Origin of the sequence: Nocardia sp. NPDC005978, assembly GCF_040614455.1 — a bacterium.
Taxonomy (GTDB): domain Bacteria; phylum Actinomycetota; class Actinomycetes; order Mycobacteriales; family Mycobacteriaceae; genus Nocardia.
Genome location: NZ_JBEXUS010000154.1, coordinates 1 through 14,514, shown reverse-complemented (window position 1 = coordinate 14,514; position 14,514 = coordinate 1). Strand labels below are relative to the sequence as shown.

General features: G+C 68.9%; 11 protein-coding genes. 7 read left to right on the top strand and 4 right to left on the bottom strand.

The window, feature by feature from the left end; genetic code table 11:
• Positions 1-110 precede the first annotated feature (110 nt).
• Complete coding sequence (locus tag ABZ319_RS37260) at positions 111-854, top strand: methyltransferase domain-containing protein (RefSeq protein WP_354991290.1); 744 nt, start codon at positions 111-113, stop codon at positions 852-854.
• Positions 855-937: 83 nt separating this feature from the next.
• On the opposite strand, the gene ABZ319_RS37255 is transcribed toward ABZ319_RS37260, so the two are convergent.
• Positions 938-1,540 carry an alpha/beta family hydrolase gene (locus tag ABZ319_RS37255; protein ID WP_354991289.1) on the bottom strand — a complete coding sequence of 201 codons (603 nt, stop codon included), beginning with the start codon at positions 1,538-1,540 and terminating at the stop codon, positions 938-940.
• Between the two features lie 334 nt (positions 1,541-1,874).
• Here ABZ319_RS37255 and ABZ319_RS37250 point away from each other — a divergent pair, with 334 nt between their 5' ends.
• Together ABZ319_RS37250 and ABZ319_RS37245 are read left to right on the top strand one after the other, a co-directional pair.
• Positions 1,875-3,701 (top strand): acyl-CoA dehydrogenase, encoded by a 1,827-nt coding sequence (locus ABZ319_RS37250; protein ID WP_354991288.1) that lies wholly within the window; start codon positions 1,875-1,877, stop codon positions 3,699-3,701.
• Positions 3,702-4,285: 584 nt separating this feature from the next.
• The gene (locus tag ABZ319_RS37245) at positions 4,286-4,453 is read left to right on the top strand and encodes a hypothetical protein (protein WP_354991287.1); all 168 of its coding nucleotides are present in this window, start codon (positions 4,286-4,288) and stop codon (positions 4,451-4,453) included.
• Here the strand turns inward: ABZ319_RS37245 and ABZ319_RS37240 are convergent.
• Positions 4,440-6,185: a VanW family protein gene (locus tag ABZ319_RS37240; protein ID WP_354991286.1), complete on the bottom strand. Its 1,746-nt coding sequence runs from the start codon at positions 6,183-6,185 to the stop codon at positions 4,440-4,442. The genes ABZ319_RS37245 and ABZ319_RS37240 overlap by 14 nt on opposite strands.
• A 362-nt stretch (positions 6,186-6,547) precedes the next feature.
• Between ABZ319_RS37240 and gnd the strand changes: the two genes are divergently transcribed.
• Positions 6,548-7,576, top strand: a complete 1,029-nt coding sequence (gene gnd / locus ABZ319_RS37235; RefSeq protein WP_354991285.1) for a phosphogluconate dehydrogenase (NAD(+)-dependent, decarboxylating) — start codon at positions 6,548-6,550, stop codon at positions 7,574-7,576.
• A gap of 250 nt (positions 7,577-7,826) precedes the next feature.
• Here the strand turns inward: gnd and ABZ319_RS37230 are convergent, their stop codons facing one another.
• The gene (locus tag ABZ319_RS37230; protein ID WP_354991284.1) at positions 7,827-9,182 is read right to left on the bottom strand and encodes a lipase family protein; all 1,356 of its coding nucleotides are present in this window, start codon (positions 9,180-9,182) and stop codon (positions 7,827-7,829) included.
• Positions 9,183-10,454, bottom strand: coding sequence for a hypothetical protein (locus tag ABZ319_RS37225; RefSeq protein ID WP_354991283.1), 1,272 nt, complete (start codon positions 10,452-10,454; stop codon positions 9,183-9,185).
• A gap of 435 nt (positions 10,455-10,889) precedes the next feature.
• Here ABZ319_RS37225 and ABZ319_RS37220 point away from each other — a divergent pair, with 435 nt between their 5' ends.
• From ABZ319_RS37220 to ABZ319_RS37210, 3 genes are all read left to right on the top strand, one after another.
• Positions 10,890-12,056 (top strand): glycoside hydrolase family 3 N-terminal domain-containing protein, encoded by a 1,167-nt coding sequence (locus ABZ319_RS37220; protein ID WP_354991282.1) that lies wholly within the window; start codon positions 10,890-10,892, stop codon positions 12,054-12,056.
• 106 nt (positions 12,057-12,162) lie between these two features.
• Positions 12,163-12,762, top strand: a complete 600-nt coding sequence (locus ABZ319_RS37215) for a TetR/AcrR family transcriptional regulator (protein WP_354991281.1) — start codon at positions 12,163-12,165, stop codon at positions 12,760-12,762.
• A 99-nt stretch (positions 12,763-12,861) separates the two neighbouring features.
• Complete coding sequence (locus ABZ319_RS37210) at positions 12,862-14,211, top strand: DUF5685 family protein (protein WP_354991280.1); 1,350 nt, start codon at positions 12,862-12,864, stop codon at positions 14,209-14,211.
• The last annotated feature ends 303 nt before the right edge of the window (positions 14,212-14,514 follow it).

Here is a 14,514-nt window from a genome sequence, read left to right as displayed (position 1 = left end):
GCCGGTGTTCGCGGCCGTTTCGCGTCCGTGCCCGCCCCGGGGGCCGTTCCGCGGCAGCGGTGGCGGCCGCCACCGTTCGGCGGCGCCGCCGCGCCCATAGACTCGGACCCATGGATGCCGCCGCGTGGGACGAGTTCTACAGCCGCACCGAATTGGTGTGGGGCGCACCGCCCGACGACACCGTCGTGGAACAGGTCTTCGGGCTCGAACGCCGGTTTCCGGACGGCCCGCACGCGGTCGGCGAACCGCGGCCGGAACTGCCGCGCGCGCTCGACCTGGGCTGTGGCGAGGGCCGCAACGCGCTCTGGCTCGCCACCCACGGCTGGGCGGTGGACGCCATCGACTACTCCCAGGCCGGGGTCGACAAGGGCCGCACGGTGGCGTCCCGCCTGTCGCGTTCGGTGCGCAGCCGCATTCGGTGGCACTGGGCCGACGTGAACGAGCTCGACCGCGCCGGGATCACCGGCCCGTACGAATTGATCCTGATCGCGCATCTGCACCTGCCCGCCGAGCAGCGCCGCGCCCTGCTGCTGCGGGCCGCCGATCTGCTCGTGCCCGAGGGCATGCTGGTGGTGCTGGGCAATGATCCCGCCAACCTCACCGAAGGCCATGGCGGCGAACAGGATCCGGCCCTGCTGTTCACGCCGGACGACATCGTCGCCGAACTCGGCCCGGCACGCGACGACCTGGACATTCGGGTGGCGGAGCGGGTGCGGCGCGCCACCGAGAGCCGGGACGCCATCGACTCGCTCGTGGTCGCGACCCGGCCCGGCCCGCCGCCGATCCTGGACGACGCCGAACTCGAGGGACTCGGGGTCGACGGGCCGGACGAATCGGCCGCTCCGCCGCGCTGAGGTCGAGCGCGCCGTTCGGGCGCGGTCACCGAGCGGGCGCCGTCACCCGAGGGCGGTGCGGGTGCACCGCGACGGGTGAGCCGCTAGCGGATCCAGCGCTCCAGCCACGGCTCGACGGTCGCGACGATCTCATCGAAGCCCGCGCGATAGGAATGCGCCTGCCCGGCGACGACGTGGACCTCCGCCGCGTCGGCCGCGTCCGGGATGCCGAACGGGTCGCGCGCGCCGTTGATCACCAGCACGGGGATGTCCCCCGGCGCGAGCAGTTCGTCCCGCCGGGACTTCTCCGGCTTCCCGGGCGGATGCAGCGGGAACGACAGCGCGAGTACGCCGCGCGCCCCGGCGTCGCGCGCGGTACGGCAGGCCACCCGCGCGCCGTTGCTGCGCCCGCCCTGGATCAGCGGGACGCCGCGGAATTTCTTGCGCAGCGCCGCGATGATCTCCAGCCAGGCGGCGTCCTGCGTCTCCGCCTTACCCGGTGCGCGGCGGCCCGCCACCCGGTACGGCTGCGTCACCGCGGCCACGGCCCCGCCCCGCGCCACCGCTGAATCGCGAACGGCGAGAATATCTTTCGCGTCGACACCGCCCCCGGATCCATGGGTGAGCACCAACAGGAACGCGGGCCTGCTCCGGCCCGTCCGCTCGATGTCCACCTCGGCCGGTCCGGCCGTCGTCTCGATGCGCATGAGCGCACCGTAGCCAGCCGTCCCGCACCCGCCGCGACGGCGCACCGCACGCCCTCGCCGAAAGCTCATAGCCGCCCGGTGCGTCCCGTGAGGAACGTCGCTAGCTGCGATAACGGGATCGGTACGCGCCCAACGGGTTCGCTATTGATCAGCAAACTGGGTGCTTCTGGTCACATTCGGCCCCGATCACCTTGGCCACCGCCCTACCGGTCGGTAACATGACACATAAGTTACCCGTCAGTAGCGCTTCTTTACGGTGTCTACCCGATGGGCCTAATGGGCGGGAACGGCAACCACCGAACCGCACCCATCTCAATGGAGAGTGAGTACGACCATGGGTCACTACAAAGCCAACATCCGCGACCTCGAGTTCAACCTCTTCGAGGTGCTCGGCCTGGGCAGCCTGCTGGACAACGGCGCCTACGGTGACCTGGACAGCGACACCGTGAAGGAAATGCTCTCCGAGGTCAAGCGTCTGGCCGAGGGCCCGCTGGCCGACTCGTTCGTCGACGGTGACCGCAACCCGCCGACCTTCGATCCCGAGACCCACACCGTCACGCTCCCCGAGTCCTTCAAGAAGTCCTACAAGGCGCTCGAAGACGGCGAGTGGTCCAAGGTTCCCGTGCGCGAGGAGCTCGGCGGCCTCGGCGCCCCCTCCGTCGTCGGCTGGGCCCTGGGCGAGATGATCCTCGGCGCCAACCCGCCGGCCCAGATGTACGCCGCCGGTGCGGGATTCGCGCAGGTCTTCTACAACAACGGCACCGATGAGCAGAAGAAGTGGGCTCAGAAGATCGCCGACCGCAACTGGGGCGCCACCATGGTGCTGACCGAGCCCGACGCGGGCTCCGACGTCGGCGCCGGCCGCACCAAGGCGATCAAGCAGGAAGACGGCACCTGGCACATCGAGGGCGTCAAGCGCTTCATCACCTCGGGCGACTCCGACGACCTGTTCGAGAACATCATGCACCTGGTGCTGGCTCGCCCCGAGGGCGCCGGACCGGGCACCAAGGGCCTGTCCCTGTTCTACGTGCCGAAGTTCCACTTCGACTTCGACACCGACACCATCGGTGAGCGCAACGGCGTGTTCGTCACCAACGTCGAGCACAAGATGGGCATCAAGGTCTCGGCCACCTGTGAGGTCACCTTCGGCGGCCACGGCGTTCCCGCCAAGGGCTGGCTCGTCGGCGAGGTGCACAACGGCATCGCGCAGATGTTCGACGTCATCGAGAACGCTCGCATGATGGTCGGCACCAAGGCCATCGCCACCCTGTCGACCGGTTACCTGAACGCGCTGGAGTACGCCAAGATCCGCGTCCAGGGCGCCGACCTGACCCAGATGACCGACAAGGCCGCGCCCCGCGTGACCATCACCCACCACCCGGACGTGCGTCGTTCGCTCGCGACCCAGAAGGCGTACGCCGAGGGCCTGCGCGCGATCTACCTCTACACCGCCGCGCACCAGAACGAGGATGTCGCGCAGCTGGTTTCGGGCGCCGACAAGGACACCGCGTTCCGCGTCAACGATCTGCTGCTGCCGATCGTCAAGGGTGTCGGCTCCGAGCGCGCCTACCAGTACCTGACCGAATCGCTGCAGACCTTCGGTGGCTCCGGCTTCCTGCAGGACTACCCGATCGAGCAGTACATCCGCGACGCCAAGATCGACTCGCTGTACGAGGGCACCACCGCCATCCAGGCGCAGGACTTCTTCTTCCGCAAGATCGCCCGTGACCGCGGTGTGGCCCTGGCCCACGTCGCCGGCCAGGTGCAGGCGTTCATCGAGCGCGAGGGTGGCAACGGCCGCCTGAAGCAGGAGCGCAAGCTGCTCGCCACCGCCCTCGAGGATGTGCAGGCCATGGCCGCCACCCTGACCGGGCACCTGATGGGCGCGCAGGAAGACCCCAAGGAGCTCTACAAGGTCGGCCTGGGCTCGGTCCGCTTCCTGATGTCGGTCGGCGACCTGCTCATCGGCTGGCAGCTGCTGCAGCAGGCCGAGGTCGCCATCAAGGCCCTCGACAACGGCTCCACCGAGGCGTTCTACACCGGCAAGGTCGCGACCGCGCAGTTCTTCGCGCGCAACATCCTGCCGGAGCTGACCTCGACCCGCACCGTCCTGTCGAACCTCGACAACGACATCATGGAGCTGGACGAAGCCGCCTTCTAGGAGTCGGGGTACCCGCCTCGCCGGGAATCCACGAGTAAGACTCGGTGCGCCCCGGGACCACGGTCCCGGGGCGCACCGCTGTTCCGAGGGGCTCCGAGGTGGCTCCGAAAGGGCGATGGTCCGAGCACGGCTATCCACAGCGTGTGGTGCGGACGGGTGATCGACCACTAGGTGTTGTGGCTCAACCACAGATCTATCCCAAGATCTATCCACCGCCTGTGGATAACTTTTGTCATATGCGCATCGCCGCACCCGGACGGTCGCGTCCACGCGGGTTCGCGGCGGGTTTCCGGAGACGTCGGATCCCTACACCAATCCCCTCCTGACCTGGCGAATCACACCCCGCGTGTCGTTGTCCGGCGCGGCGGACGGGAGCCCGGCGGACGGGCCCGCGCGGTTTTCCACAGCCGGCCCCGGGAGGGCTGGGGACAGGCCCGCGGGCGGGCATTCACCCGGGTTCTCCACAGTTGTCCCCAGGTTCATCCACGACACCGGGATAGTTTGGGGTGCGTGTTGCGTATGGGGAGACGGCGTAGACCGGGGTACCGCCGGCAGGTCGCAGGAGCGCTGACACTCGGAGCAAGGTGGGTGACGCCCGGGTGCTGGTGCAGGGCGAACCGCTGGATCTGCTGCCCGCGCTGCGCTCGCGGATCTACCTGAAATTGGCGATGGCGACCGTCGCGATTGTGTTCGCGGCGGTCGCCATCGATCGGTACGCCTATCCCGGGAGCGGGGCCGCTACTCGCACTTGACCACCGGGATGGGGTCGTATTTCACCGTGCGGGTGTGGCGGGAGATCTCCTTGCGGGTCGCCGCGTCGCGGATGATCCGGGTGTCGGAGGTGGTGAAGCCGGGGGCGCCTTCGGAGGCGATACAGTCCTTGCCCTTGGGCAGGGTCACCGTGTTGGGCTCGGTGGGCTTGGTGCGCTCGCCGGTGACGGACTCGACCTCGACCGTCTTCGTGCTCCACATACGGACCGTGACTTCGGAAGCGGTGGTGGAGGTTTCGATGAAGACGCCGTACGGGGTCTGATTGCGGAACTTCAGGTCGATCGCGCCGTCGAAGACCGTGGCCTCGCGGGCGGCGGGATAGCGCGAGATGTAGTAGCTGTGCTCGGTGTGGCCGGCGTCCTCGAGGCCCGCGAAGTACGCGGCGTTGTAGAGGGTGGTGGCGAACTGGCTGATGCCGCCGCCGACCGCGGTGCTCGGGCGGCCCTTGTCGATGATGCCGGACTCGACGTAGCCCTCGGCGACGCCGCGCGGGCCGGTGAAGTCGTTGAGCGAGAACGTCTCTCCCGGCTTGACCACCGCGCCGTTCACCTTGGTGGCGGTGACGCGGATGTTCACCCCCGACGGGCCGCTGAAACCGCTGGTGGTGAAGGAGCCGATGACCTCTTTCACGCCCAGCTTGCCGGCGTCGTCGGTGGTCAACTTGGGCTTGACCTGCTCGTAGACCACGGTCCGGCTGCGGTCACCGGCGGAAACCAGCAGGGCGGCAAGATTTTCGAAGGTCTTGTCCCAGTTGATGGTGTCGCCCACGACGGCGGGCACCACCGTCGCGCGGCCGCCCGTCAGGGTGAAGGTGGCGTCCTTGGGCTCGACCTCGGTGTCCTTCAACTGCGGTCCGAGCGCGGCGATCAGCGCCTCGTTGTTGTACGAGAGCGCAAGCCCGCCTTGCCCATCGGGCGCGAAGGCGAGCGCGCCGCCGATCTGCTCGGGTTCCAGCACCGCGTTGCCGCCCTTGCCGGTGAAGGTGATCGGCGCGCGCACCGCGGGTTCGGCGACCTCGCGCAGCGTGCGCGCGACCGCGTCGGCGTGCACGGTGGCCTCGGTCTCCACGGCGGGCAGTTCCAGCGGCGAACCGTCGGACCAGTGCTCGGCCAGCGTCTCGCGCGCGGCCGCGACGTCCAGGACCCGGCCCGGGATGGGCTGTACGCCTACCGGTTTCGCGCCCTCGAAGACGACCCCGCCCTCGACGGGCTGCCGATCGCCCGCGCGCAGGGCGTCCAGCTGGGCTGTCATGGCGGTGTTGTCGACGATGGCGGCGGGCTCCACGACGCGGGTGCCGAACAGGGACCACACGCGGGTGAACGGATTCACCGGCTGGTCGCCGATCCGATCCCACGTGCCGCTCCAGTCCACCGACAATCCGGCGTTCTTGGGCACCACCTCGGTCTTCACATCGCCGATGCGCACGGTCAGCGGCTGGGTGGCGCGCTGGTTCAGCACCTGTTCCAGCCGGGCCTGCGCCTGTTCGCGGTCCATCCCGCCGATATCCACGCCCGCGACCTCGACCCCGCGCGGCACGTTTCCGGACGATAGGCCGAAGTCCAGGGCGAAAGCCAGGCCGCCGGCGGCCATCAGCACACCTGCCGCGATCCCGGCGCGCTTTGCCGCCGCGGAGTTCAGGAACTGCCGTCCGGGCGCCGGGTCATCGGCGGTGCGCCGCGACTTCGCATGACGCCCGGGACTTTCGATGGTCACGAACCATCCTCCCAAATGGTGGAATACCGACCCGCAGGCGCGAGTTCACCGCCCACCATAATGGTCCGGGCCGACACGCGCCGCTTGTCAAGACTCACAGCAAACACTGTGCAACATGTTGCCGGGATATGAAAGAGCCCCGTGCGGTTGCCGGGTCGGGGGTCTGGCAACAGCACGGAGCCACCCCGTCTATCGGGGCCCGTCCGGGGTCGTTACACCCGATCCGCACGAGTGGCGAAAAAACTTCCGGCGACTTCGACTGGGACAATCGAGACAGTTCGCGATGCGAGCCGGGCCCCGCCCGCTCGCGCACAGGCAGAGCCTGGGAACGACGAGGCTCGAGATGACTCGAGGAGACCGGAATGCAGCTCGGAATGATCGGGCTCGGCCGGATGGGCGGCAACATCGTGCGCCGCATCGTCCGGGACGGGCACACCGCCGTCGGCTACGAACGCCACACCCCGCAGATCGACGCACTCACCGCCGAATTGGGCGACAGCTTCTCCGGCACCACCGACCTGGCGAAGTTCGTGGCCGCGCTCGAGGCCCCGCGGGTGGTGTGGGTGATGATCCCGGCCGGGGCCACCGGGGCGGTGATCACCGAACTCGCGGGTCTGCTCGAAGCCGGCGACATCGTCATCGACGGCGGCAACAGCCGGTACCACGAGGACATCCGGCGCGCGAACGACCTGCGGCCCAAGGGTATTCACTACGTCGACATCGGTACCTCGGGCGGCGTGTTCGGCCTCGACCGCGGCTTCTGCCTGATGATCGGGGGCGAAGCGGAGCAGGTCGCGTACCTGGACCCGCTGCTGAAATCCATCGCGCCCGGCGTCGAGGCCGCGCCGCGCACGCCCGGGCGCACCGGCGCCCCCTCCCAGGCGGAGCAGGGCTACCTGCACTGCGGTCCGGCCGGCGCCGGGCACTTCGTGAAGATGGTGCACAACGGCATCGAGTACGGGGCCATGGCGGCCTACGCCGAAGGCATGAACATCCTGCACCGGGCCGATATCGGGAACGCGGCCGACACCGAGCACTCCGCCGAGGTGACGCCCCTGGAGCACCCCGAGTTCTACCGCTACGACATCGACGTTCCCGAGGTCACCGAGGTGTGGCGGCGGGGATCGGTGGTCGCGTCCTGGCTGCTGGACCTGACCGCGGCGGCGCTGCACGCCGACCCGAACCTGGACTCCTTCGGCGGCCGGGTCTCGGACTCCGGGGAGGGCCGCTGGACCCTGGACGCCGCCATCGACGAGGGGGTGCCCGCCCCGGTGCTGTCCGCGGCGCTGTTCCAGCGGTTCTCCTCGCGCGGGGAATCGCGGTACGCGGACAAGGTGCTCTCGGCCATGCGCCAGGCGTTCGGCGGGCATCACGAGCTGCCGAAGCAGTAGTGCGGGTCCCGGCGTGCGATCCGCGCGTCCGGGATCACCGAACCACCGCGGGCGGCAATAACTTTCGACGCCGGACGGCGCATACGACGGTGGCTCCCGGTCATTCACCGGGAGCCACCGTCGTTCTTGCTCGCTACCTGCCGCGCGTCACAGGCCCAGGGCCTGCGCCGCCATCTTCGCCACCGCGAGCGGTCCGAAGGTGAGCAGGTACACCAATCCATCCACGATTGCCATCATGGCCGTACTCCTGTCAGTCGAAATTGCGGTCGATCCAGTCGATGGTCTGCATGCCGAACAGATCGACGCCCCAGCCGTACATGTCGGTGATGAAGCGCTCCATGGAGCAGTCGGTGGGCGCGTAGGTGACGTCCGCACCTTGCGACCGGTAGGTGTCGGCCAGATCGCGGGCGTCCTTGGCGGGCACCAGCGACATCGGCGAATCATCCTTGGCGCAGGACGAGATCATGATCTTGGAACGCGGAGTTCCGTTGCGCCCCAGGATGTTGTTCCGGAACGCCTCCTGGAAGTCGGGTTCGTCCGCGGGATTGAGCCCCGAGGTGAACAGCGCCTCCATCGGCACGAACGGCAGGCCGAAGTAGGCGGGCACCTGGCACTGCGTGCGGTAGAAGTTCGCCAGCGCCTGCCCGGCGGGATTGAGCTTGTCGTTCACCCGCATCTCCGGGTACCAGGGCTCGAGCCCCAGCAGGGTCGCCAGCGCGAAACCGGAGCCGACCGAACCGCTGGTGACGCGCATGAAGTTGCCCGGATCCACGACCATGCCCTCCATGACCGTGGTCTTGATGTTCAGCTCGGGCGCGTAGGCGGGCGCCATCTCGGCCGAGAACGCCGCTCCCACACCGCCGCCCGCGACGCCGAACAGCGCGATCTGCGCGGCGGGATCCAGACCCGACTCGGGCAGCGCCAAAGCCGCACGCGCGCCGTCCAATTGGGCGTGCCCGGCGTAGGTGCCCACGAACACCCCGTGCGGGTCGCGATCCGCGTCGTTGCCGACGTCGGAGATCATGACCGCGTAGCCCTTGTCGAACATGAGCGCCAGCGGGCCCAGCGCCGACCACGAGGAGCCGTCCAGCGGCGCGCCGCCGGTCCACTGGGTGCTCGGATGGCACGACCAGCCGACGCTGTCGTTGGCCTCCTGGTAGGAGATGAGCTTGCGGTCGGCGTCGGACCGGCCGTCCTTGGGAATCATCAGGATTCCGGTGCTGATGACCGGGCTGACGCCGTCGGGCGCGGTGGTCACGTACATGAGCTTGTACGCGGCGACCGTCCGCGGCTTCACGCCGAGGAACATCACGTCGACCGGTTTGGCCTTGAGAATGTCGCCGGGCTTTTCCCGTCCGGTGAGCGGGGGCTCCTGGTAGAATGGATCATTCGCGAGCAGCGCCTCGAATTTCTCTTCGGGCGTGGCGTTCTCGGCGGTGTTCAGCGTGCCGATGACGAACCCGTTGAACACCTTGTCCAGGCCGGGCACCTCGTTCACGGGCGCCTCGCCGACCGGCTCGGCGAGCACGGTGGTGGCGCCGGTGGCCACGCCGGCCAGCGTCAGCGCCGCGACCAGCAGGAAGGCGGGCAGTTTCCAGCGCGACATCTAGCTCACCGCTTCCGGGGTCAGCACGGTGACGCGCAGTTCACCGGCGGCGGAGGACAGCAGCTGCGGGATGTTCAGCAGCGGGCGTTTCGATTCCATTTGCACCTCGTACGGCGTCCGCATGGCAGCTTCCAGTGCGGGCCAGTTGTTCTCGACCTGATAGCGGTATTTGGGCAGCAGTTCGCTGCTGATGTAGTCCCAGCGGGACTCGAAGACCGACCAATCCCAGTCCGGCAGCGGCAATGTCAGCAGCGCGGGGCGGCCGTCGGCGGTGGTGAACCGCACGCGCACGGGGTTGAACTCCCGCGGCGGCACCACGCCCGCGACCGAGGGCGAACCGGCCGCACCGGTGGCATAGGTCAGGGCGGCGCCGATGTCGCCCCGGTAGGCGCGCACCTCGTCCCACTGCCTGCTGACCACCCAGCCCTGTTCCCGGTTCAGCAGCACGCGATTGCCCGCCGCCACCCGGTCGGGCACACCGGAGGCGATATCGCCCCAGGCGGCCATGATGTCCGCGCCGAACAGGCCGGCGGCCTCGAATTCGCGCAGCGCGGGCAGACCGCCGGTCACGTACGCGTCGTGCATGGGCATCAGGTCCGAGAAGATGTTCTTCTGCATCACCAGGATCATCCCGATGACGTAGCGGACGTCCTCGGGCGTGATGTCCGGCGCGGCGTTCGCCAGGGCGCGCAGCCCGCTCGGCAGGCTCGCCACCGCGGCGGGGCCGGCGGCCTGATGCACGGCGCCCAGCACCCGGTGCGCGGCGTCCGCGAGCCCGGGCAGACCGTAGAGGTCGGCACCCATCAGCTCGAAATCGATGAGCCCGCCGCCGAAGTCGGCGCCGACCTGTCCGCCCATGCCGGCCCACTGCAGTTCGCGATGGCCGAGCTGCAGGTCCTCGTAGTAGCGGTAGGACTTGATCAGGTTGTCGCGATTGGCGCGGACACCGGCGCGCGGATCCCAGGCACGCAGGTCGATTCCGGCCTTGCCCGTCGCGTCGACCAGCCAGTACTGGTAGAGCAGGGCGCTATAGCGGGCGGGCGGAATGCCTTGCGCGCGAGCCTGTTCGAGGAGATCGCCGAGTTCGTCACGGTCGTAGGGCAATTCGGGGTTGACCCCGCCGGGGGCCTGAGCGGCGTCCCGATTGACCAGCGGCAGATCGAGATAGCGGTCCACGGTGGCCGCCGTCGCCGGGGTGGCGGCCGCGAGCCCGAGCCCGACGGTCACCGCCACGCCGAGCACTGCGGAGCGCAGCGTTGCGCCGATACGCATAGTGTTCCAGTCCTTCTGTTTCGCCCCGTCCGATCCGAAAACCTGCTGTTAGCTGGAGCTATGCAGATTTTCCGGATCAGGACTACGACCCCTTCGTTGCCATCTGCCCTTCGCTGATCACGAATCCCCCTCCGACACTTCGGCAGATGTATACCTGCAGCTAGACCTGATAATTAGCTACGCAAAGGGGCACGCTACCCAGTACGTCCGCGAATAGTGAAATTGCCACTGTGTTAGTCGCCACATATTTGCTATTTGCTGTGGCATTTCCCACGAATTTGTTTGAACGCGTAACGCCCGGGCATTCGTCGGACCCCGGGCAGTCCAGCGGGACGCCTCCGCGACCCACCGCGCACGCGCCCGGCGACCTCGTTCCCGGCGCGACACGTGTGCCGAGATGGCCACCGGTGGCGGCGGGTCGCTACGGTCGGACGTATGCGCACCCTCCCGGTCCTCGTGCTAGCAATGACCACCGTGGTGCTGACCGCCTGCTCGGGTGGCAGCAGCACCACCTCCACGACCGAATCCGCCGGAACCACAACCGGATCCGCCGAGACCTCGCTCGCGCCGAGCACCAGCCCCGCGCCGCAGGACTGCGCGGCCGGGTACCTGTCGCAGTTCACGCTGCGGCAGAAGCTGGCGCAGCTGCTCACCGTCGGCGTGACCGGCGCGGCCGACGCGGAGAACGTGGTGCGCACCGAGCAGATCGGCGGCATCTTCGTCGGCGGGTGGACCGAGTCCTCGCTGCTGGCCGATCATCAGATCGACAAGGTCAAGGCCGCATCCCGGACCCCGCTGATGGTGACCATCGACGAGGAGGGCGGCCGGGTCTCGCGGGTGCGCAACCTGATCGGCGAAGCGCCGTCGGCGCGGGCGACCGTCGACGTCATGAGCCCGGAGGAGTTCTACACCTTCAGCCTCGACCGCGCGAAGAAGCTGAAGTCCTTCGGCGTGACCGTCAACTTCGCGCCCGATGTGGACGTGAGCAGCCAGCCGGCGGACAGCGTCATCGGCGACCGGTCCTTCTCCGACAAGCCCGACGTCGTGATCGCCTACGCCGACGCCTACATCCGCGCCCTGAAGGACGCGGGCGTCGGCAGCGTCATGAAGCACTTCCCCGGCCACGGCGCCGGATCCGGCGATTCGCACACCGGCGCGGTGCGCACGCCCCCGCTGGCCGAACTGCAGACCCGGGACCTGGTGCCGTTCCGCACGCTGATCGGATCCGGGGCGGCCGTCATGGTGGGCCACCTGGACGTGCCCGGACTGACCGAGCCGAACATCCCGGCCAGCATCAGCCCGCAGGTCATGCAGCTGCTGCGCCAGGGCACCGGGTACGGCGCGGCCCCGTTCGACGGGGTGATCTTCACCGACGATCTCGGGGGCATGGCGGCCATCACCAGTCGCATGAGCATCGAGGAGGCGGTGGAAGCATCGCTGGTCGCGGGCGCCGACAATGCCCTGTGGATCACCACCGACGCCGTCACCTCGGTGCTGGACCGGTTGGAGCAGGCCGTGAGCTCCGGCCGCCTACCGGGAGCGCAGGTGGATGCCTCGGTACTGCGCATGGCAAAGTTCAAGGGCACCGCTCCCACCTGCTGACCGTCCGGCGAATCACCGGCAATTCGCAATGGCGGAACTTACCTTGGAGTAAGATAGGGGTTCGACGTGTAAGGACAGACGTGTACAGCACGGTCTAGGAGAGTGGATGGCTGGCGGAACGAAACGGCTACCGCGCGCTGTGCGCGAGCAACAGATGCTCGACGCAGCCGTGGAGGTCTTCTCGCGCAAGGGCTATCACGATACGTCCATGGACGCCATCGCCGCCGAGGCGAAGATCTCCAAGCCCATGCTGTACCTGTACTACGGCTCCAAGGACGAACTCTTCCGGGCCTGCATCCACCGCGAGAGCATGCGCTTCATCGAGGCGGTCGCGGTGGCGGGCAACCCGAAACTGAGCCCGCACGAACAATTGCGCGCCGGGCTCGAAGCCTTCCTTTCGTACGTGGATCAGAATCGCCTGTCCTGGCAGGTGCTCTACCGGCAGGCCCTGGGTCAGCAGCCGTTCGCCTCGGAAATATCCAACAGCCGCGACCGGGTCATCGAACTCACCGCGAAATTGCTGGAATCCAGCGCCAAGTACGCCGAGCCCGGCACCAATTTCGAAGTGGTGTCGGTGGCGGTGATCGGCGCCGGCGAGGCCATCGCCGACCGGGTCGCCAGCGGCACGGTCGACATGGCGGAAGCGGTGGATCTGCTCGATGATCTGGCGTGGCGCGGCCTGGCGGGCAAGAAGAAGGACAACTAGCCCCGATCGGGTTGCCGCGGACCCCGTCACCTGCGACAGTTTCGACGGAATCGTGTTGCGGGACGGCCGGTGCACTCCGGCCGGGGATGGGGTTACACCATGTTCGGGCTGCTCAAACCATGTCAGCACGGCGCCGCGCGGTACGGCATGGACGCCGGGGCCTGGCAGACCCAGATGTGCGGGCTCTGCCTGGGCCTGCGCGACGGGCACGGCCAGCTCGCGCGGGCGGCGACCAACACCGACGCCATCGTGCTCGGCGTGCTCACCGAGGCGCAGCAGACCCGGACCGCCGAGCGCACGAGCGCGGGCCCCTGCCCGCTGCGCGGCATGCGGCGCGCGAGTGTCGCCCCCGCCGATTCGCCGGGCGTTCGCCTGGCCACCACGGCGTCACTGCTGCTGGGCGCGGCCAAGATTCGCGACCACCTCGACGACGGCGAGACCGCGCGCGGCGCCGTCCGGCCGCTCGCCCGCGTCTCGGGCCGCTGGCATGCGCAGGCCCACGACGCCGCGGCCGGCATCGGCCTCGACATCGCGCCGCTGGTCGCCGCCATCGAATCGCAGACCGCGCTCGAACAGGCCGCTGCCCGGCACGGCGTGCACACCGGCCCGGCCGACCTGGACGCGCTGAACCGGCTGACCGCGCCCACCCAGCTGTGCGCCGCGGAACTGTTCGCGCACACCGCGATACTGGCCGAGCAGCCCGCCAACGCGGACGCACTGCGCACGGCCGGTTGGCATTTCGGGCGCATCGCGCACCTGGCCGACGCCATCGAGGATCTGGACCACGACCGCGAGCACGGAAAGTTCAACCCGCTCACCGCGACCGGCATCGGCGCCGAACAGGCGCACGAGCTACTGCGCGAATCGAATTCGCTGCTGCGGGCCGCACTGGTCAGCGTCGGCCTCGAACGCGTGGGGTCGGTGCGCTGGCTGCTGCTGGATCCGCTCAACGGGGTCGTCCGCAGACTCGGGCGGGCGGCGAACGTGGTGCACGCGTGCACGTCCCGGGCCTGCGGGTCCCGGGCGGGGCACGGCTCCGAGTGGTCGCCGGGGACCGAGTCGATCGAAACCGGTCTCGGCGCCGGCCATGAGCACAGCGGGCACGAGCACCCGGCGGACACGCGAAAGGCGTTCGGCGCGAACGCGCTCCTGCCGATCACGAGCGCGGGCGCGCACGATGTCCATGCCTCCTACGGGCCGCCGGTCAGCAAGCCCGGCATCTTCGAGGGCATCGGCATCATCCTGGGCCAGTACTGCACCGGCTACGCGTGCTGCGCCGAGCACACCCGCCCGTGCAGCGGGCATCGCAAGGACGCCTGGATCAATCGCTGCGGCTGCGACGCCTGCAACGGCTGCGGCTGTGACGGCTGCGGCTGTGACGGCTGCGGTTGCGACGGTTGCTGTGACGGCTGCTGTTGTGACGGCTGCGGGTGCGGCTGCGACTGCTGATACGTAAAAGCCGCACACCGTTTCCCCGTCCGGATGTCGAAACCCCTGCGTGGCGACATACGGTGGTGAATCGGTGCGCGGCTCTCGCCCCACCCCGTGGGGCCGACGCTGTCGGCGGCCCGAACCATACCCGTGGTTTGCGGACTTCGTGGTCGATCCACGACCACCGGGACAGCGCGACCCCGGGTCTGCGGCTGAAGTGGCTCGAATTCGCCATCGTTCGCGGTGCTCGATGGCCCGGATGCGCCGGTGGCGCAGCGGCGACGAATCCGGCACGCCGATTGCCGCGCCGGGGTGTGGTGC

What these genes read in the sequence shown, in the direction of transcription:
- ABZ319_RS37210 (WP_354991280.1), top strand. Translation starts at nt 12,862, where the DNA reads ATGTTCGGGCTGCTCAAACCATGTCAGCACGGCGCCGCGCGGTACGGC.
- ABZ319_RS37230 (WP_354991284.1), bottom strand. Translation starts at nt 9,182, where the DNA reads ATGTCGCGCTGGAAACTGCCCGCCTTCCTGCTGGTCGCGGCGCTGACG.
- ABZ319_RS37260 (WP_354991290.1), top strand. Translation starts at nt 111, where the DNA reads ATGGATGCCGCCGCGTGGGACGAGTTCTACAGCCGCACCGAATTGGTG.
- gnd (WP_354991285.1), top strand. Translation starts at nt 6,548, where the DNA reads ATGCAGCTCGGAATGATCGGGCTCGGCCGGATGGGCGGCAACATCGTG.
- ABZ319_RS37215 (WP_354991281.1), top strand. Translation starts at nt 12,163, where the DNA reads ATGGCTGGCGGAACGAAACGGCTACCGCGCGCTGTGCGCGAGCAACAG.
- ABZ319_RS37220 (WP_354991282.1), top strand. Translation starts at nt 10,890, where the DNA reads ATGCGCACCCTCCCGGTCCTCGTGCTAGCAATGACCACCGTGGTGCTG.
- ABZ319_RS37250 (WP_354991288.1), top strand. Translation starts at nt 1,875, where the DNA reads ATGGGTCACTACAAAGCCAACATCCGCGACCTCGAGTTCAACCTCTTC.
- ABZ319_RS37255 (WP_354991289.1), bottom strand. Translation starts at nt 1,540, where the DNA reads ATGCGCATCGAGACGACGGCCGGACCGGCCGAGGTGGACATCGAGCGG.
- ABZ319_RS37225 (WP_354991283.1), bottom strand. Translation starts at nt 10,454, where the DNA reads ATGCGTATCGGCGCAACGCTGCGCTCCGCAGTGCTCGGCGTGGCGGTG.